Below are 19963 nucleotides of genomic sequence, written 5' to 3'. Positions count from 1 at the left end.
GGAGAGTTATCATGATTTATGCAATAGTTCAACCGGATGATACATGGATTCTTTGGGCTTTTTTAGCTGGATGGGCAGCAGTTAGTATATATTTGGAGCAGAAATACAAATGGGCTTCGAAGGTATCTGGTGCAATAATTGCACTTGTAGGTGCTATGCTCCTCGCCAACTTTAATGTCATCCCAACGGAATCTCCTGTGTATGACACGGTTTGGAGTTATGTCGTACCTCTTGCAATACCACTTTTACTATTTCAATCCAATATATTAAAGATATGGAATGAAAGTGGTCGACTGTTACTGATCTTTCTCATTAGTTCAATCGGGACGGTAGTAGGGGCAATTGTTGGTTTCTTTGTATTAAAAGACTTTATACCAGATTTATACAAGGTTGTTGGGATGATGACGGGTTCTTATATAGGTGGTAGTGTAAACCTTGCTGCATTATCTGCTCGTTTTGAAACTCCTGGTGAATTGGTATCTGCAACGGTTGTTGCCGATAACCTAATGATGGCTTTATATTTCTTGGTATTAATGGTTATTCCTACATTAGCCTTCTTCCGCAAACGATATCATGCTCCTCATCAGGAGCTTGTTGAAAATTATTCCGACACACAAAATTTAGCGGCTTCTTATTGGAAGGGTAAAGAAATATCATTAAAAGATATAGGACTTGCGGTTGGTTCCGCATTTGCACTTGTTGCTGTTTCTTTTAAGTTAGCAGAAATCTTTAATCAGTTGATACCATCGGGGGAAAATATAAATGTCATTTTAAATACACTGAATGGAATTCTAGGTGATAATTATTTAATGCTTACAACGGTAACCTTACTTGCTGTAACATTATTTTCTCGTTTTTTTGAGAGGATTAATGGAGCGCAAGAGATTGGGACATACCTTATTTATATTTTCTTTGTTGTGATTGGTGTTCCGGCTTCCCTTCCGGTCATCTTACAAAATGCACCATTATTATTTGTATTAGTATTTATCATGGTTGGTTTAAATATGGTTATTTCGTTTGGGTTCGGTAGATTATTTAAATTTAAATTAGAAGAAATTATCCTAGCGAGCAATGCCAATATTGGGGGACCAACTACTGCTGCTGCAATGGCTATTTCAAAAGGGTGGAGTAAACTTGTTGCACCAATATTAATTGTTGGTACACTTGGCTATATTATCGGAAATTATATTGGCGCAGCAATTGGTACATGGTTTGGTTTCTTTTAGTTTTGGGCTGTTATCGAAATGATTTTGTATTTTTTCATGGTTGGTAGAAACTGTGTGGTACTAGGAATTTTGTTAGAGCAACATACCCGCTACGGAAAGCGGAGTATTCTGCCGGAGCGGTATCATATCACTACATTCGTTAAGAAAGGGATATTTGATAGTTGTTATCGCGCAGTTTCTACCAATTATGTAATTAACAACAATATTTCAGAAAACAGCCCAGTTTTTTTATAATGTTATATTTCTTCTTCCTGTTTATTGAATCAAATGCTATATTTATATAATGATTTAATGTGGGAGAAGGGGTTACCAACATGCATAGAATTAAAGGGATTATTATGATTATTATTGGTTCCATGTTCTGGGGTGCGACAGGTCCACTAATTGAAAGAATCTTAGAGACAACGAGTATAACAGTTTCTTTTTTATTAACCATTCGATTAACCATAGCGGGTTTGTTTTTATTATTCTTTCTTCTTATAAGAAAAAAAGACATAGTGTCTGTTTGGAAAGCCCCTTCTTGGAGATATCAACTAATTATATTTAGTGTTTTTGGGATGTTAGGTGTTCAATTTACATTCGTTGGTGCAATCAACGTTAGTAATGCGGTTGTTGCAACATTACTACAATTTTCTGCACCGATTTTCATAACAATATGGGTATCGCTAACAATTAAGAAATTCCCACCGGGATTTCAGGTGATTGGTATTATTGGAACATTGATTGGATTGTTTTTGTTAATGACTAATGGTTCACTCGATTCATTACTTGTTAGTAAAAATGCACTCCTATGGGGATTGGCGGTAGGCGTTGCCTTTTCATTTTATACATTGTATCCAGCTCGGCTTATGAAGGAATTAAGTATACTCGTAATTGTTGGGTGGGCAATGTTAATTGGTGGAATTCTATTAGGGACTTCCATTCAAATTTGGAATTCAAAAGAGTGGTTAATTCTTACACAAATTGAAATCCTATTTATGATTATTTCGATGATTGTATTAGGTACAATTGCCTTTGTCCTTTTCCTATCCAGTATGCGTTATATATCGCCTGTTGAAACAAGTATATTGTCAAGTGTGGAGCCATTAACAGCAATGATCATATCAGTAGTATGGTTTGGAACAATGCTCCAAGCTGTTCAATTAGTCGGTGTTTTTATAATGCTAGTCTTTGTGACGATACTATCTATTGGTGGTAGTAGTAAGAGGGAAGAAAAGAAAGTAGCTTTTAAGGAGGAAATTTCTTAAGAGCTTTTTTTATGATGTGTTATATAGGCAGGATATTAGCTTAACACGAAATGTTTAGTGTACTATTAAATGAGAATTAATCTCGGGGTTACTCCAAGTTTAGAAGAGGTAGACAGAACGGAGGAGTTTTTTTATGGAAAAATATCGTATTAAACCAAATTCAGGGTTAGAATTTGGTTTATATACATTAGGTGATCATATAGCTGATCCACATACAGGAGAGCGTATTTCTAACCAGCAACGTATAAAGGAAATTATAGAGTTAGCTAAAATGGCTGAACAAGCGGGCATTGATTTTTTTAGTGTTGGGGAAAGTCACCAAGAATATTTTACTACCCAAGCTCACACAGTGATCTTAGGGGCGATTGCTCAGGCCACAGATAAAATTAAAGTTGCTAGTTCTTCAACTATTGTTAGTACATTAGATCCAGTACGTGTATACGAAGATTTTGCAACGATTGATTTAATTTCGAATGGACGAGCTGAAATTATTGCTGGTCGTGCATCCAGAGTGGGGGTATTCGACCTATTGGGATACGATCTTAGGGATTATGAAGAGCTTTTTGAAGAGAAATTTGAGTTGTTGTTGAAAATAAATCAAGAAGAAGTTGTTAATTGGGAAGGGAATTTTAGGGCATCATTAAATAATGCTAAAGTGATTCCAAGACCACTCCATGGTACATTACCAATTTGGCGTGCAGTCGGTGGTCCCCCTGCAAGTGCTATCAAAGCAGGATATGCTGGAGTACCGATGTTTCTAGCGATGCTAGGTGGGCCGGTTTCGAGTTTTAAACGTTCAATAGACTATTATCGGGAAGCAGCAAAACGGAATGGACATAATCCAGATGAGCTTCCAATTGCAACAGCAGGCTTTTTTTATGTTGCGGATACAACTCAGGCAGCTCAGGCGGAAACCTATTCTTATATTAATGAAGGTATGAAATTAACCAATGGTAGTGGCTTTCCCAAACAACATTTTGCACAAGGTGCACATCCACAAGATGTGATGAATATTGGTAGCCCAGATTTAGTTATCGAAAAAATATTATATCAACATGAGGTTTTCGGAAATCAACGTTATATTGCGCAAATGGACTTTGGTGGAGTTTCGTTTGATAAATTAAAGCGTAATATTGATATAATAGGAACAAAGGTATTACCTGAAATAAAGAAACATACGCGAATGAAATAGGGGGAGCATGCATGAAGATTGTTGGCCTATCCGGGTCTATAGTTGGATCAAAAACAAGAACAGCGATGGAGCGTACGATCAATATAATAACTGAAAAATATCCGGATATCGAAATTACATTAATTGATTTAGCCGATTTTAATATACAATTTAGTGATGGCCGTAACTACTTGGAGTATGATGGTGACACTGGATATGTAACACAAACCATTATGGAAGCTGATGCAGTTCTTATTGGTACTCCTGTTTTTCAAGCTTCTATTCCGGCTCCATTGAAGAATATATTTGATTTATTACCCCAAAAAGCTTTTTTAGATAAAGTAGTTGGGTTCGTAGTGACAGCTGGTTCACCAAAACATTATTTAGTTGCGGAACAACAATTAAAACCAATATTAGCATACATGAAGGCGCAAATCGTTCAAACCTATGTATTTTTAGAAGAACAAGATTTTTATCGAAAAGAAATTACCAACGATGATGTCATCTTTCGTTTGGAACGGTTAGTTGATGATCTAGTAACGCTAACTAAAACATATGATAGTATTAGGAAAGAAAAGGAAGCAGAATACGGTTTTTAGGAGAATCTGGTACAACACCAGATTCTTTTTAAATTTTAGCTTGTATTTTGTTTTTATCAACTTTGTATAATTGGGAATCTGATATAATATTTTTTAGAGTCTATATTATAGGGAGAACAAAAAATGAAGAAAACAATTGGGATTCTAGCACATGTTGATGCTGGTAAAACAACATTTTCCGAGCAATTACTTTTTCATACAAAAACAATTCGTAAGAGAGGTAGGGTAGACCATCAGAGTGCGTTTCTAGATAATCATGAAATTGAAAAGCAAAGAGGAATAACTGTTTTTGCTGATCAAGCAATATTTCATTATAAAGATTCTACATATTACCTAATTGATACTCCCGGACACGTCGATTTTTCACCAGAGATGGAACGGGCTATTCAAGTAATGGATTTTGCCATCATTATTATTAGTGCGGTAGAGGGTATTGAAGGTCATACCGAAACGGTCTGGAAATTGTTGAAAAAACACCATGTTCCAACTTTCTTCTTTATCAATAAAACCGATAGAACTGGAGGGAATGTTGAGAAGGTATTAAAAGAAATACGGAATAATTTAACCGGAGACGTTCTGAATATTAATTCCTGCGCTATTAAAAATTCATTTGATGAGGAAATAATCGATTTTGTAGCTGAACGAGATGAAAAGCTTTTTGACTACTATATGGCTCAAGGTTTTAACCATAACTTGTGGGTTGAAACAATGCAAACTATGATTCGGGAGTGTAACCTATTCCCTTGTATATCTGGTTCAGCATTACAAGATATTGGAATAGAGGATTTTATAGATAAGTTCGATTATCTAACCACAACTAATTATAACGAGAAAGAGGGATTTTCGGGACGGGTGTATAAAATCCGTTATGATGAAACTGGTACAAGGATGACATTTATTAAAGCATTAAGCGGGACTTTGAATATCCGTGATGAAGTAGCTTATGGAGATGCGGATAACAAGGTTACTGAAAAAATAACACAAATAAGAACTTATAACGGGAATCACTTTGAAACAGTTCAACAAGTATATGCGGGTGAACTTTTCGCTGTTACAGGATTGGCAAAAGCTGCAACCGGTGATGGGGTTGGCACATTATTTGAGAAACGAAGCTTTGAAATGATACCTACTCTTCGTTCAAGGGTAGTCTTTGGACCTCTAGTTAATGTGAAGGAAGCTTTAAAATACTTTACTATATTGGATTCGGAGGATCCTTCCTTAAAAGTTACCTGGGAAGAGCAGTTACAGCAAATCCATATCCACGTGATGGGAGCTATTCAGCTAGAAGTTTTGAAGCAGGTTGTTTTGGGACGATTCGGTTTACAGATAGAATTCGATAAACCCGAGATTATCTATAAGGAAACAGTAGAAACTAGTGTAACTGGATATGGTCATTTCGAACCACTAAAGCATTATGCTGAAGTTCATCTAAAGATTGAACCAGCACCACGTAACAGTGGTATCCAATTTAAAAGCATTTGTCATACGGATCACTTATCTATAGGCCTACAAAATTTGGTCAAGCAGCATATTTATGAACGGGAGCACCATGGATTATTAACTGGTTCTGGGTTAACAGATGTTACGATTACACTGCTAACTGGAAGGGACCACAATAGACATACACATGGTGGTGATTTTCGAGAAGCGACATTTAGGGCAATACGTCAAGGGTTAGAAAAAGCTAATAATAGATTATTGGAACCATATTATCAATTTAAAATCAAAGTGGATATGGATCAAATGGGAAGAGTATTAACGGACATCCAAACTGCCCATGGGAAATTTGAAACACCGATTATAGATGGCGATAGAGTCATAATTACGGGTAAAGTACCGGTATCAACTTTTATGGAATATACAACTACACTTGCCTCTTTTACAAAAGGGAAAGGAAGTATTTCTCTAGATTTTGCGGGCTATGATATTTGTCATAATGAACTAGAGGTAGTGGAGTCAATTGGTTATGACAAAGATTCGGATCCTATGTATACATCGTCATCTGTGTTCTGTTCCAGAGGTGCTGGATATAGTGTAAGATGGGATAAAGCCGAAAAGATGATGCACTGCCAATGAGTTTATATTAAATACTACCTAAATGACCCTGAAATAAAATCAGTGGTCATTTTACCTTCATATGACAAGTGACAATTGAAATTTGACACATATTTATATGGATGTTTGGAACAATATAGATAGTGTTTTGTTTGAAATTGCAGGTAACGGAGGTTATTTAATGGCTTATGTAAATTTACATGAAAAATTACAACAGGCAAGTAAAATGTTAAAAGAAGCACAACAGGCGGTACTTCAAGCAGGTGGACAGAATTTACAAATCCTTGAGCAAGCTGAAAACGCTCTAAACCAGATGGAAAATGAACTCCGAAATGTGCAAAATCAAGCTGGAACTGAAGCTACAGAAAACCCACAATTCCAGCAGGCGTTTGAATCATTGCACGATATCAGACAACAAGTACAAGAAGCACAGCAGAATATTAATGATGTGTTGTAAGAAAGGGAAGAAAACTTCAAAGGAGGTTTTCTTCCCTTTCATTTGGTTTGTGAGTAAGACTTATGAACTATTGAGTAATAACATTTTTGTTATGAGTATGGTACTTAATAATCAAAAATCGGAAATCATTGCAAACTTGAAACCTTACATAAGTAATTGTCGTAAATAAAAGTAAAACAAATAAGGGGATGACATTTTGAAAAAGTTGTTGTTTATTGTCACCATAATAATCCTAGCTTTTGGGCTTGCAGCATGTAGCGAGAATGCTGAAGATGTTTACACAAAGGCGTTAGAAGCGGCTGGAAATATGGAAAGTGCTGAAGTTAGTATGAGGTTAAATCAAGAAATATCAATGGTTAAAGAAGGGAAGGTCGTAATTGACAGTGACATGACCGGTTCTATGATTATTGATCCGGTAGCAATGCACCAAAAAGGAACAATGTCCATGACGATGGAAGGAGAAGGATTTGGAGCAGGAATGCCAATTGAAATGGATACCGAAATTTATTATGTCGATAATGAAATGTATATCTTTGAATCAATGACAGAACAATGGATAAAGGCTGATAGTTCATTTCTCCCAATTGATACATTAACAGCGAATCAACCGGATGTTTCGGAGCAACTTAAAATGTTGGAGAAATATGTAGAGGATTTTGATTTTGAAGAAAATGATAATTCATTTGTTTATCAATTATCTGCGGATGGAGAGGGTTTTAAGAAGCTATCACAAGAAATGCTTGATGATTATTTACCTGAAGATTTAACAGCTCAAATGGGTGACTTTTCACAAGTCATGGAAGATATGGAAATTAAGAAACTATATATAGAGATGGTTATTGATAATGAAACATTTGAGTTAAAAAACTATAAATTAGATATGGAAATGTCCATGATTGTTGAAGGTGAGACAGTCGAAATCGTTCAAAACGTTAATTCTAAGTATAGTAATATCAATACTATTGATAAGATTGAAGTACCACAAGAAGTAATAGACTCAGCAGTTGACGGAACCGGATTTTAAAGGAACAAAAGGATTGACCGTAAGTGGTCAATCCTTTTTTAATTCTCCGAATGAGTTAATTAATAGTTGGGTAGATATTAACGACAATAAATAAACAATAATTGGTTCGTCTGTTTTCCAAATAGATTGAAGGGTTAAAAATAAAGCAGTGGCAATAACAACTATTAGTAGTACATATAAATTAATAGAAACCATTATATTCATACTTTTCCCCCGTTTAATACTACTCTTCTAAGTGAATTTTACCATATCTCTTTTCGTTGTCATGTAAATTTGTAATTTTTTATTAACTAGTAGCTAAATTAGTGGCTGCTACTAATTTATGAAATAAACTTGTAATCTGATACTAAAGTGGACGAAATCTAGTAATGGTATAATTTCTCTGGATAGAGTTGACGTATTAATAGTAGATACAAAGAAAGCAGGGGAAAAAGTTGAGAAGATTAACTGTAATTACCTTAGCTATTTCAATTATTTTCGGAAGTATATTTGGTAGTATTCAAGTCTTTGCAGCAGAAAAGGATAAGTTACAGGATATTAAAGAGCAGCGTAATCAAATCCAGGAAAATCTTTCAGGAGCACAATCACAAATAGAATCTATTATGGCTGAAATAGAGGAAATAAATAATGAGATTAATCAGGTGATTGAGGAAATTGCCAATAATCAAGAATTAATAGATCGAACTGAAGGAAAGATTACGAATACGATTGTTGAAATAGGTAAACTGCAAGAAGAAATTAAGGAATTAGAAGCTGATATTGAGAAAAGGCAGGAAATCTTAAAAGAGAGAATGTCTTCTTATCAAAAATCAGGAGGTTCTATTAATTATCTAGAAGTGTTGTTTGGAGCACAAAGTTTTAGTGATTTTATAAGTAGAATTACCATGGTAAATACAATAACACAATCTGATACAGATCTGATTAAGAATTTAGAAACGGACATAAAATCTGTGGAAGAGAAAAAATTGCTTTCATTAGATAAACTTGATAATTTGAATGAAATGAAGCTTGAACAAGAACAGACACTAGCACTTGTTGAGGAGCAAAAACAACAAAATGAAGCTAGAAGAGACTCTTTACAAACAAAGCAAAATGACCTATTAGCTATAATTGAGAAGTTAAAAAAGGAAGATAGTAGTCTTGCTCGTGTAGAATCAGATGTCAAGAAACAAATTGCTGCCGAAGAAGCAAGAAAAAAAAGAGAACGAGAACTTGCACTATTGGCGAAAGAATCAACTGAAACTACTGAGTCAAATCAAAGTCAAAAGCCAATAAAACATGTAGCAGGAAAAACATTAACTGTAACCGCTACTGCATATACGGCAAACTGTAAAGGGTGTTCGGGAATTACCCATACTGGAATTGATTTGAAGGAAAATCCAGATTCTAAGGTAATTGCTGTTGATCCGTCTGTGATTCCGTTAGGTTCAGTTGTTTATGTAGAAGGCTATGGTTATGCAATAGCTGGTGATACTGGGTCAGCGATAAAAGGTAATAAAATTGACGTTTTCGTACCCAGTCGAGCTGAAGCTCTAAAATGGGGAGTTCGTAGAGTGAAAATTACAATTCAATAGTACTTTCTAAAGAGATGTGTTTCAATCTAAGGAATGGACACATCTCTTTTATTTGTTGCTGGATTCCTTTATACTAATTATTGTTAGAAGGAGGATAATAAATGTCAGTTTTAAAACAATTTAACCTTACCAGAACATCTTTACTTACTTTTATTAGTGAGTTGGATGAAGAGATAGTCGACCGTGAATCAAAATACTTTGATAATACAATTCGTTGGTTTATAGGAAATTCGCTATTGATGAACGAAAAATTATTATTTGTTAACAAAAATTCTTTTAAATTGCCTGATCAGTATCGAGAACTTTTTAGTTCTGATGTAAAAATTACAGATTGGACCACAGAGGCACCAGTTCTTAAAGAATTAATGGGGCATTTACAGGAACAACAAAATAGAATTAATAACTTTGACGAGCTATTTTGGAAATCCGAAGTAAAATTTAAAGTACCACACGGTCATGTCGAAACACATGGTGATCTACTAATTATGCTTTCCCATCGTGAAGCGGAGCTGCTAGGTAAGATAAAGACCATGAAACAAGTATACGATGCAGAATAAATGGAAACTCGCTTGAAATTGAGCGAGTTTTTTTGTGATAAAAGAAATATTTTATGTCACATCGAATAGATTGATAGATTTTTAAGAGAATGTAACTATTAAAAGAGGGGGATAATTGACCAGCAATAAAGAATAACTATTTATATTGAAGAATAGTTAATTGGCCCCGAAAGAGAGGTTGAACAAAATTGGCAAGGGTTTTGTACATAGAAGATGAAAGAGATATTGGGCAATGGGTATTGAAAGATTTAACGGGGCGCGGACATCAGGTCCATTGGCTAACATCAGGGGAAGGTATTGATGAGCATATTTCAACAGCTGATGTGGTGATTTTAGATGTAATGCTTCCCGGCTTAGATGGTTTTTCAATTGGAAGAAGAATTAAAAAAGACCAATATGATTTGCCTATACTAATGCTTTCTGCTAGGACTTCTGTTGAAGATAAAATTGAGGGACTTGATTTTGCAGATGATTATTTAACCAAGCCTTTCCACCCGGATGAGCTTGCTGCACGTGTTGATGTATTACTTAGACGATATCAAAAACAAGATGAAGAGATGGAACTCCAACATTTGCTTGTCCATACAAGGGATGGTCGAATCGTTCATAAGGATACACAAGAAGAAATTCAATTGACAGGGAAACAATATCATTTATTCCAATTTTTCTTAAAGCACCTTAATCAAATATTAACGAAGGAACAGTTGTATGAAGGTGTATGGGGTGAACAATATATGGAAGGTGATAAAACCTTAATGGTACACATCCGGTATCTGCGAGAAAAAATTGAATTAAATCCTGCTAACCCAACTATTATTGAAACAATTCGTGGTATAGGATATCGGGTGAAACTATGAAACGATTTATGCACTCACTTCTAGCAAAATATATGCTCATCATTATTATTGCTATCATAGTTATTCAGCTTGCTTATTTGCTAGTTGGATCTGTAGCGATTTTTGGATTTAATATGCATGAAGATGAAGATATTGATGCTAGTAAAGTTGAAAACAAATGGCATGAGGATGCTAACAATATTGATCAAGTTAATGAAGTAAATATTAATAATCTCTTCAAAAAGTGGAAAGAAAAATATCCTGAAGCAGGTATGTTCTGGATTGATGGAGAGGGGAAACTAGTAGTAGAAATAGATGCTACGATAGAACTACCTAATAAGTGGACTTCGGTATATACTGCTTCATTTATAAAGGAGCGATACGATGGGGATCCATTTACGGTTATTGCCTTTCTTGAAAATAGTGAATCGGATGGCTTTATCGTTCTTGAAATTTCGAGAACTACCTTTGATCCACCAATATTACAGGCATCTGAAAGATTTGGTAGTTTAATATTAGTAGGAGTATTTGTATTTGTGCTTTTGTTTATTGTTGTTTCGTTCTTGTTTTTTAGAAGTATCCAGAAACGATTATTGAAGTTTCAAGATACCATGGGTATACGAGATGTTGATGGGTTACCGATAAAGCTAGAAATTAAAAAGGAAGATGAGATTGGTGAACTTGAAAAATCCTATAATCAAATGGTAGATGAGCTACGTGATAGTCGAATACGTGAGCAAAAGGAAGAACAACTTAGAAGAGAGTTAATTGCCAACTTATCGCACGACCTTAGAACGCCCTTAACAAAGATTCGTGCACAATCTTATACTATTACGCAGGAAAAATTAACAGAAGAGGGAAGAAAAGCGGTTCGGGCGATAGAAATATCTATTGCTAATATTGACCGTTTGATTGAAAATTTGATGTCTTACACATTATTAATGGCAAGTAAGTATAAATACGAACCAAGTGAAATAGATATAACCCGTTTTATAAGGGAGTCCGCAGCAACCTGGTACCCAGCTTTTGAGAAAGAAGCGTTTGATATAAATGTTTCATTGGAATCGCTGGGAAGATGGAAGATAGACCCTATCTGGATGGGAAGAATATTGGATAATATTTTTCAAAATGTATTACGTCACGCTAAAAGTGGAAAATACATTGGCATAAAAACAGAATCGTATGAACAATATGATGCAATTATAATTACAGATCATGGTCCGGGATTGACACGGGAATCACATGAGAAAGGTGCTGAAATTGGATTAACTATTGTTGATATGATGGTTAAAGGGATGGAATTAGACTGGGAAGCAGAGTCAAGTATTGAAGGTACGTTAATTCGAATTATTCGATATCGATAGAGTCCGGAATTGAATTAATAAGTTTATAATAATTGATAGAAGCAGATAGAGGGAATTGACTACCTCTTTCTGCTTCTTTTTTAAACAAAATTTAAACTAACCTCTAACGCAGTTTTAACCTTATGATTTTATCCTTAAAATAGAGGTGATTAAAAATGGAATATATTGTTGAAACAAAAAAAATAACAAAAAGATTTGGAAAAGAATATGCAGTAGAGGCTTTAGATTTAAAAATTCCAAAAGGTGAAATTTATGGTTTTTTAGGTCCAAATGGTGCAGGGAAAACAACTACAATACGTATGTTGTTAGGTTTAATGCGTCCAACATTAGGAACGATACAAATATTTGGAAAGGATTTAAAAAGAGAACGCATTGAGGTTTTGAAAAAAGTGGGATCACTAGTTGAAAATCCGTCCTACTATCCCCATTTAACGGCCTATGAAAATTTGGAAGCATTACGGAAGATTTATGGAATCTCAAAGAAACGAATAGATGAAGTGTTAGAGATTGTTAGTCTTTTAGATGTGGCAAATAAAAAAGTTAAAGGATTTTCTCTTGGAATGAAACAAAGATTGGGAATAGCTGCTTCCCTATTGAATAGTCCGGAATTATTGATTCTAGATGAACCGACTAATGGATTAGATCCATCGGGAATAATTGAAATCCGGAATTTAATAAAGAGTTTATCTGTTGAAGAAGGAATGACAATCTTAATTTCGAGTCACTTACTATCAGAGATTGACCAGATTGCAAATAATGTAGGGATTATTTCTAAAGGGAAGTTGATCTTTCAAGATTCAATTGATGTAATGCGGAAGCAATCACAAAATAAAATCTCATTTAAAGTGGACGATTGCGAGAAGGTATGGCGCTTTTTGATTTCGAGTGGAATAAAAGCGGATTTTTCTGAGGATACCATTTCCATGTTGGAACAGAATGATGAGAATGTAGCCACTGTTGTGCGTTTACTTGTAGAGAATGGTTTTTCTATATATCGAGTTGAGGAAGAAAAACGTTCGCTTGAGGATACTTTCCTACAAATGACCGCAGAGGAGAGAGTGATATGATTGGAAAACTCATCCGTACTGACTTTATGAAAATAAGAAGAAAAGGAATTTGGTTTTTAGCAATTTTAGGTCCCTTCGGTGTTGTAGCGTTACAGATGGTTAACTATGGTTTACGAAAAGATTGGTTCATCCAACAGGATACCTTTAGCTGGTTTTATTATGTGCGAAATGTAAGTGCATTTACACCTTTTGCTCTAATTCTCGGTATTGTGATATTGGCATCATTTATGGCAAGTATTGAAAATGAGACAAATGCTTGGAAGCAATTAATTGCATTACCAGTTTCAAAGTGGAGTGTCTATTTATCCAAATATACGACTATAGGATTATTATTGGTATTTGCAACTTGTCTACTAACTGTATTTTCTTTAGGTTTTGGTGTTTTATTAGGTTTAGGGGGAGAGATTCCATATTTAGACCTAATTAGATATTGTTTTTACCCTTTATTTGCGGCATTACCAATTCTCGGCTTACAGTTGTGGATAGCTTTAGTTTTTCAAAATCAAGGGTTTCCCATAACAATCGGAGTATTTGGGGTTATCATGTCATATATGGCCTACTTTTTACCAGATTGGTTGATTTGGAAATGGCCTTCTTTGGATAACCAGTGGGATGAACCATTATTAAATGTGTGTATGGGATTAGTGGTTGGTTTAGGTATCTATTTATTTGGAATGCTTGATTTTATAAGAAGGGATGTGAAGTAGTTGTTTAGCTTATTACAATCAGAATGGTTTAAATTAAGAAAATCAAATGTCATATATATTTTATTTGCTGGTCCCTTAATTGGCTTACTAATTGGTTTATTAGGGAATGATAATGTTTTTCCAGATGAAGTAAACCAATGGGGTGGATCATTGCTAATGATGAATTTGACCTATGCGTTATTATTTCTGCCATTAATAACAGGGGTTCTTGCTGCTACTGTTTGCAGGTATGAACATCAAGCGGGAGGTTGGAAACAACTGTTGTCTTTACCAGTAACTAGAGGAAAGGTGTTTATAACAAAGTATTTACTTTTGATATTTTTAGTTTTGGCTATTCAACTATTATACCTTGGATCTGTATTTTCAGTTGGGGTAATCCATGGTTATACTGATTCTTTTCCAATGGATATAGTGTGGAAAAGTATATTAGGTGGTTGGATTGCGACGTTTCCACTAGTTGCATTGCAACTATGGATGTCTCTGTTATTTAAAAGCTTTGCTGCACCTTTTGCGGTAAATGTTATTTTTACGCTTCCAACAATCTTAGCGATCAATTCGGAAAAGTTCGGAGCATATTATCCTTGGGCACAGCCAGTTCTTATGATGAATGTTGGCGAAGATTCCAATAATGTTTTTTTCATTCCATGGGAACAACTGATAACTGTAGTTGGTGGTAGTTTTCTATTGTTTTTTATTGGAGGTTATATCTACTTCCGACAAAAAGCTGTATAGTTTTTTACCGGTCATGCATATAGGAGAGAGAACATGAAGAAAAAGAAGCTATGGATATTTATTAGAAACTGTATATTGTGTATTATTAGTATTTTCGCCTTATGGGTATCTTTTCACCACGTCATGACAGCCTTTGAAAAAAAGAAATATTCTCCAATAGGTGAACTCGTAGAAGTAGACGGTAAGAACATGCATGTTTATACCAAAGGAAAGGGGGACAACCCAATTGTATTATTAAGTGGATTAGGGACTCCAGCACCTATGTTAGATTTTGAGCCTTTAATTGACGAAATGGCAAAACATCACCAGGTAGTGGTTGTTGAACCATTTGGTTATGGTTGGAGTGAAATAACTGACAAGAAAAGAACAGTGGAAAATATTGTGGAAGAGATTCGATTGGCACTTCAAAAATCTAATATCGATGAACCTTATACTCTCATGGCCCATTCCATTTCTGGAATATATAGTATGTACTTTGCTAATCAATATCCTGATGAAGTCAGTGCAATCATAGGAATTGATGCTACACTACCCAAGGCTACAGAGTATTTTGATGAAACACCTTCATCACCACCGGGAATTTTACGGTTTGTGGCAGTAACAGGGATTACAAGGTTGGCAACATACGTACTTGAAGAAGACATTGTACCGATAGCAGAAAGTGGCACATATTCCGAAGATAACTTACATATGATGAAAGCTATAACCGCTTGGAAGGGATATAACAAGAACGTAATGGATGAAGCAAATGAGATAGAACATAATATAGAGAAAACAAAGTCTATGGCGTTCCCATCTAATTTACCAGTCTTATTTTTTACTACAAAAGAAGATGAGCTGACTGATAATGGAAAAAACAATATTACTTTTTATCAAACACAATTAACTAAGAATACATCTAGTACCATCAAAACATTTGATGGACACCACTATCTTCATTGGACTCATTATAAGGCCATAAGTGAATACTTGAATGAATTTATCTCGAATATAAACGAGTGAGTGTAATATTACATGTTTTTATAAGGGATGAAAGCTATGAAGATATAATGAATCGTATCTGTACTATTCATTCAAAGACTGTTAGAATTACTCCCATCTAGCTCTAACAAACAAATAGGGAATCCCACTAAATGATGTATTGAGATTTCAGATTTGTAGATATGTGATTACTGGTTAGAAAATACTTTTTTAAAAAACAGGTATCTTTTAACGTAATATCGTGTTATACTATGATTAACTCATTGATGTTCGTGTTAGCAATACAAGATTTATGTAATAACTTTCTAGTGGTTATCTTCGTCTTGAATTATTATCTTGAACTGAAATTAGTAATATTTGTGCATTAGCACATGGAGGTTTTTTAGATGAACAAAGGTTCAGTAAAATGGTTTAACGCAGAAAAAGGTTTTGGATTTATCGAAGTTGAAGGTGGAGACGATGTATTCGTACACTTCTCAGCAATTCAAGACGAAGGTTTCAAAACTCTAGAAGAAGGTCAACAAGTTTCTTTCGAAATCACTGAAGGTAACCGTGGACCACAAGCAGCTAACGTTACTAAATTATAATAACAAGAAAACTCTTCTCATTGTGAGAAGAGTTTTTTTGTTATTATTTTCCTTTGACAATTTGATAAACTTCTTTGTATTCCTCAAAATCTAACACTTCAATTGCACCTGACCAATGAAGAACTGTTCCGACGAAATCTCGGATATCTAAGTCTTGCATTTCATAGGTTTCACCTTCATTTACACTTCCAGTGGCATTTTCGATAAAAGTAACCTTATACCCTCTGTCATATGCTGATATAGCTGTATACATACAGCAAAACTCTGTATTAAATCCAGTGATGAAAAGTTGTTCAACACCTAAATCGTTTAGTAAACTACTAAGATTTGTTTTGAAAAAGGCACTAGGTGAGTCTTTTTCCACAACATAATCCGCATAAACCTTTAATTTAGGGTATATATTCGATCCTTCTAAGTCACGATGTAGTGGATTTTCATCCTGCTTGTCAAAATGCTGAACAAAAATTACAGGATTGTTAGCTTCTTTGAAATCTTTAATTGTATGTTCAATTAATTCGAGTTCTTGTGTAAAATCTTTAAAATTAACTATTCCATTTTGTACATCTATTACGAGTAATGCTTTTTTCATATGATATTTCCTCTCTTCTTCTTATTTTTTAAATAAAGAAGATTTGTTGTACATTGGATGATACCCCCTACCTTGCTTCATGCAAAAACTGTTACCCGTATATTTCTAGATATTAGGACTAAAATCCTGCTTTTTTCAGAAAAGATTTCCAAATGAGGAACTGTTTGACTTTTTTTGCTCATAGGTGCGCATTAAAATACCATGGTATCTTCTATCGGTTTGCTAGATAAAATAGTATAATGATAGAATACAAACGCTAAATATTCATATAAGTCATTCAGTTCATGGTAGAGAAGAGTGGATAAGAATGCGTTCAGAAAGAGAGATGTTTGATGTAATTCTACATGTAGCAAAAGAAGATAAGCGAATAAGAGCAGTATACATGAATGGTTCTAGGACAAATCCTAATGTACCAAAAGATATTCCAAGATTATGATATCGTTTATGTTGTGACAGATGTTAATTCTTTTATTGATGATAGCAATTGGATAAATCAGTTTGGGGATTTATTAATGCTGCAGGAACCAGAGAAAATGGACAAGTCACTTGGATGTAAAGTTGATTTGAATTAAAATTATGGATATTTGATGTTGTTTACAGATGGGAACCGCATAGACTTACATTTGAAATCTAAGGATTACATGTTTGCTACATATAAATCTGATAGTCTAACTACTCCTTTATTAGATAAGGACGTATGTTTACCTGAAATCTCCCCGGCAAGCGATAAGGATTACTGGACGACAATGCCAAAAGAAGATCAGTATTTTAGTACGTGTAATAACTTCTGGTGGGGTATGCAGAATGTCGCCAAAGGAATTTGGCGTGAAGAACTCCCCTATGCAAAACAGATGTTCGAATTAAATATACGTCCAGGTCTAAATCAGATGGTTTCTTGGTGGATTGGATTGCAACATGAATTTGAAGTGTCACCAGGAAAAATGGGAAATTATTTTGAGAACCTTTTGCCAATTAAGTATTGGGACATGTATCGAAAAACCTACTCAGATAGTGATTATGAAAATACTTGGGAAGCAGTATTTATCGCTTGTGATTTGTTTAGAGTGTTGGCAACAGAGGTGGCCAAACGTTTATCTTTTGACTACTTACATTACGATGAACACAATATGACGGAATATTTAAAGGGAGTAAGAACGTTATCAAAGGATGCTAAAAGAGTATTATAAATAGAAATTGATTAATGGTAGGGGATAATTAATGATTTCTTTTGTTAAAAAGATAGACATAGAACAACAAAAAATCGATAAGAAAATATTTAATTCTAATATAGAATATAACCAAATTGCCTATGACAAGAAATATTTAGTTACTAAGGACATTGAGCTTCAGTATGAAGAAGCGGCAACTATGAAATTAGAAAGATACATAGTACAACTAGATTCTAAAGATATTGGAATTATTGAATATGGTATGTCTAGCCCACGAGCCGGAAGACCTTGGTTAAGTTTATTAATAATTGATAAAAAATATCAAGGACTTGGTTATGCAAGAGATACATACATAAAATATGAAAATATAATGAGGAATAATCAAGTGGATATAATTCAAATTGCCGTTCATGCTACCAATTCCAAAGCATTGGAGTTCTGGAAGTCAGTAGGATTTTCAAAATATGATGAAAGATATTTTGAGGAAAAGTATTTTTATAGTATGGAGAAAAGGTTATAGTGAAGAACAATCATAATATATGTTTTTTACAAAATTAGTGGTTGTTTTCTAATGTTCAACAATTGTTGATATTTACTCGAGAAAAAAATGACAAGAAATGATACAATAGTATAAGTACAATAAGGGAAAATAGTCTTAATAAATGCGGGCTATAAGAAGGGAAATTTTTACGGAACATGAGTAAATTCAAGGAAATTAAATCAACTTTAGAAAAAACGGTTAAAATTGGAATTGTTAAATCCAATCTTGTTCCTATGTTTGCGGGCTTAACATTAGCAATGTTTACATATGATTATGACCTTACCGATAAAATACCTGAAATGATTTTTGCTACACTAGGTACTGCTTTAATCATTGCAGCAGCGGGTGCATTTAACAACTTATATGATCGAGATATTGATATGATTATGGAAAGAACTAAAGTAAGACCAACTGTAACAGGTGATGTTAGTTTTAAAATGACTCTTTGGCTAGGGATTATCATGACTGTATTAGGTGTGGGAAGCTTAGCCTTAACGACTTGGGTTGCTGCTTTCTTAGGTTTTTTAGGGTTATTCTTATATGTTGTTCCTTACACAATGTGGACAAAAAGAAGAACTATTTGGAATACAGAAATTGGAAGTCTGTCTGGTGCTGTACCTCCATTAATTGGATGGGCAGCAGTTTACCCGGATATTTCACACCCTGCTCTACTTGGTCTTTTTGTTATCGCAATTCTGTGGCAGATGCCTCATTTTTATGCGATTGCAATTCGTAGACATGATGATTATAAAGCCGCCAACGTTCCTATGCTTCCGGTTGTAAAAGGTATTAAGAGAACATATTATCAAACTAATATTTACTTAATTATTATGATGTTGGCAAGTTTTTTGTTAGGTTCATTAAGTATAGGTCTAATGCTAGTTGGTTTGCTTCTTGGAGGATTATGGCTAATTATTAGTGTTGTTGCTTTTCGTCAAGATAATTCAAAGAAATGGGCAAAAACCTTATTTATTTATTCACTTTTATATATGACTGTGATGTTCTCAACCATTATCATATATTCGCTAATGGGAATAATATTTAACCTATAAATTAAAAAGAAAAAGTTCAACGAGAGCTTTTTCTTTTTTTACGTAAAATTAATATATTCATTTAGGAATTTCTAGGGTCGGAATAAAATGAGGAATAAGTAGTGTTATGAAGAATATATTTTGAGACTTTTGAATTGATTTTACGAAATATAAAGTAGAATTAAATGGAATTATGTCATTAGTGCATATTAATCCAATTTCATGCATGACTTTTTCATTATTTTTCTTTCCTTCCATGGGAAAGTTAGGGTGTGGTGGGTTGGAACTATATAGATAAAGTCTATATAAATCCTATAAATATGAGAGGTATTACGATAAAAAATAATTCTTTGGACTCAATTGAGAAATGTAACGGCTTAGGAATAAATATTCATTTTGTAAATATTCTGAAAACCGTTGCAAAATTCGACAGAATATGACAATCTCGA

The 19963-nt window shown here is 34.2% G+C and carries 20 protein-coding genes and 1 pseudogene; 19 read left to right on the top strand and 2 right to left on the bottom strand.

Features of this window, described 5'->3' with window-relative positions; all coding sequences use genetic code 11:
• Positions 1-11 precede the first annotated feature (11 nt).
• The 7 genes from TY11_RS16340 to TY11_RS16310 all read left to right on the top strand — a co-directional run bounded on the left by TY11_RS16340 (position 12) and on the right by TY11_RS16310 (position 7779).
• Complete coding sequence (locus tag TY11_RS16340; RefSeq protein ID WP_042148672.1) at positions 12-1226, top strand: DUF819 family protein; 1215 nt, start codon at positions 12-14, stop codon at positions 1224-1226.
• A gap of 314 nt (positions 1227-1540) precedes the next feature.
• Positions 1541-2473, top strand: a complete 933-nt coding sequence (locus tag TY11_RS16335) for a DMT family transporter (RefSeq protein ID WP_042148669.1) — start codon at positions 1541-1543, stop codon at positions 2471-2473.
• A 133-nt stretch (positions 2474-2606) separates the two neighbouring features.
• Positions 2607-3665, top strand: a complete 1059-nt coding sequence (locus TY11_RS16330; protein WP_042148666.1) for an LLM class flavin-dependent oxidoreductase — start codon at positions 2607-2609, stop codon at positions 3663-3665.
• Between the two features lie 11 nt (positions 3666-3676).
• On the top strand, positions 3677-4243 hold the full coding sequence (locus TY11_RS16325; RefSeq protein WP_042148664.1) for an NADPH-dependent FMN reductase: 567 nt from the start codon (positions 3677-3679) through the stop codon (positions 4241-4243).
• A 123-nt stretch (positions 4244-4366) separates the two neighbouring features.
• Entirely contained in the window at positions 4367-6319 is a 1953-nt protein-coding gene (locus TY11_RS16320; RefSeq protein ID WP_042148661.1) for an elongation factor G, read from the top strand.
• Between the two features lie 160 nt (positions 6320-6479).
• A complete protein-coding gene (locus TY11_RS16315) occupies positions 6480-6755 on the top strand; it encodes a hypothetical protein (RefSeq protein WP_042150318.1) in 276 nt (91 codons plus the stop codon).
• Between the two features lie 196 nt (positions 6756-6951).
• The gene (locus tag TY11_RS16310; RefSeq protein WP_042148658.1) at positions 6952-7779 is read left to right on the top strand and encodes a DUF6612 family protein; all 828 of its coding nucleotides are present in this window, start codon (positions 6952-6954) and stop codon (positions 7777-7779) included.
• A gap of 27 nt (positions 7780-7806) precedes the next feature.
• Here TY11_RS16310 and TY11_RS20485 read toward each other — a convergent pair whose 3' ends face one another.
• On the bottom strand, positions 7807-7983 hold the full coding sequence (locus TY11_RS20485) for a hypothetical protein (RefSeq protein ID WP_155982720.1): 177 nt from the start codon (positions 7981-7983) through the stop codon (positions 7807-7809).
• Positions 7984-8213: 230 nt separating this feature from the next.
• On the opposite strand from TY11_RS20485, the gene TY11_RS21050 reads away from it, so the two are divergent.
• The 9 genes from TY11_RS21050 to TY11_RS16265 all read left to right on the top strand — a co-directional run bounded on the left by TY11_RS21050 (position 8214) and on the right by TY11_RS16265 (position 16184).
• Positions 8214-9353: a PcsB-like coiled-coil domain-containing protein gene (locus TY11_RS21050; protein ID WP_042148655.1), complete on the top strand. Its 1140-nt coding sequence runs from the start codon at positions 8214-8216 to the stop codon at positions 9351-9353.
• 101 nt (positions 9354-9454) lie between these two features.
• Positions 9455-9910: a hypothetical protein gene (locus TY11_RS16300; RefSeq protein WP_042148652.1), complete on the top strand. Its 456-nt coding sequence runs from the start codon at positions 9455-9457 to the stop codon at positions 9908-9910.
• A gap of 188 nt (positions 9911-10098) precedes the next feature.
• Positions 10099-10767 carry a response regulator transcription factor gene (locus TY11_RS16295; protein WP_042148649.1) on the top strand — a complete coding sequence of 223 codons (669 nt, stop codon included), beginning with the start codon at positions 10099-10101 and terminating at the stop codon, positions 10765-10767.
• Positions 10764-12110 (top strand): sensor histidine kinase, encoded by a 1347-nt coding sequence (locus TY11_RS16290; protein WP_042148645.1) that lies wholly within the window; start codon positions 10764-10766, stop codon positions 12108-12110. The genes TY11_RS16295 and TY11_RS16290 overlap by 4 nt, the downstream gene beginning before the upstream one ends.
• A gap of 155 nt (positions 12111-12265) precedes the next feature.
• A complete protein-coding gene (locus tag TY11_RS16285) occupies positions 12266-13177 on the top strand; it encodes an ABC transporter ATP-binding protein (protein ID WP_042148642.1) in 912 nt (303 codons plus the stop codon).
• On the top strand, positions 13174-13884 hold the full coding sequence (locus tag TY11_RS16280; RefSeq protein ID WP_042148639.1) for an ABC transporter permease: 711 nt from the start codon (positions 13174-13176) through the stop codon (positions 13882-13884). The genes TY11_RS16285 and TY11_RS16280 overlap by 4 nt, the downstream gene beginning before the upstream one ends.
• Positions 13885-14616, top strand: a complete 732-nt coding sequence (locus TY11_RS16275) for an ABC transporter permease (RefSeq protein ID WP_042148637.1) — start codon at positions 13885-13887, stop codon at positions 14614-14616.
• A 33-nt stretch (positions 14617-14649) separates the two neighbouring features.
• The gene (locus TY11_RS16270; RefSeq protein ID WP_197025109.1) at positions 14650-15618 is read left to right on the top strand and encodes an alpha/beta fold hydrolase; all 969 of its coding nucleotides are present in this window, start codon (positions 14650-14652) and stop codon (positions 15616-15618) included.
• 365 nt (positions 15619-15983) lie between these two features.
• On the top strand, positions 15984-16184 hold the full coding sequence (locus TY11_RS16265; protein WP_026905872.1) for a cold-shock protein: 201 nt from the start codon (positions 15984-15986) through the stop codon (positions 16182-16184).
• A gap of 43 nt (positions 16185-16227) precedes the next feature.
• Here the strand turns inward: TY11_RS16265 and TY11_RS16260 are convergent, their stop codons facing one another.
• Positions 16228-16773 (bottom strand): cysteine hydrolase family protein, encoded by a 546-nt coding sequence (locus TY11_RS16260; protein ID WP_042148633.1) that lies wholly within the window; start codon positions 16771-16773, stop codon positions 16228-16230.
• A 307-nt stretch (positions 16774-17080) separates the two neighbouring features.
• Here TY11_RS16260 and TY11_RS16255 point away from each other — a divergent pair.
• The 3 genes and pseudogenes from TY11_RS16255 to cyoE all read left to right on the top strand — a co-directional run bounded on the left by TY11_RS16255 (position 17081) and on the right by cyoE (position 19535).
• Positions 17081-17960: pseudogene (locus TY11_RS16255) on the top strand (aminoglycoside 6-adenylyltransferase).
• 31 nt (positions 17961-17991) lie between these two features.
• Positions 17992-18462 (top strand): GNAT family N-acetyltransferase, encoded by a 471-nt coding sequence (locus TY11_RS16250; protein ID WP_042148630.1) that lies wholly within the window; start codon positions 17992-17994, stop codon positions 18460-18462.
• A 176-nt stretch (positions 18463-18638) separates the two neighbouring features.
• Positions 18639-19535, top strand: a complete 897-nt coding sequence (gene cyoE, locus TY11_RS16245) for a heme o synthase (RefSeq protein WP_042148627.1) — start codon at positions 18639-18641, stop codon at positions 19533-19535.
• Positions 19536-19963: the final 428 nt, after the last annotated feature.

The organism is Paucisalibacillus algeriensis, from assembly GCF_000577245.1.
Lineage (GTDB): Bacteria > Bacillota > Bacilli > Bacillales > Amphibacillaceae > Ornithinibacillus.
Note: the sequence above shows the minus strand (reverse complement) of the source record. Positions and strands in the feature narration are given on the sequence as shown.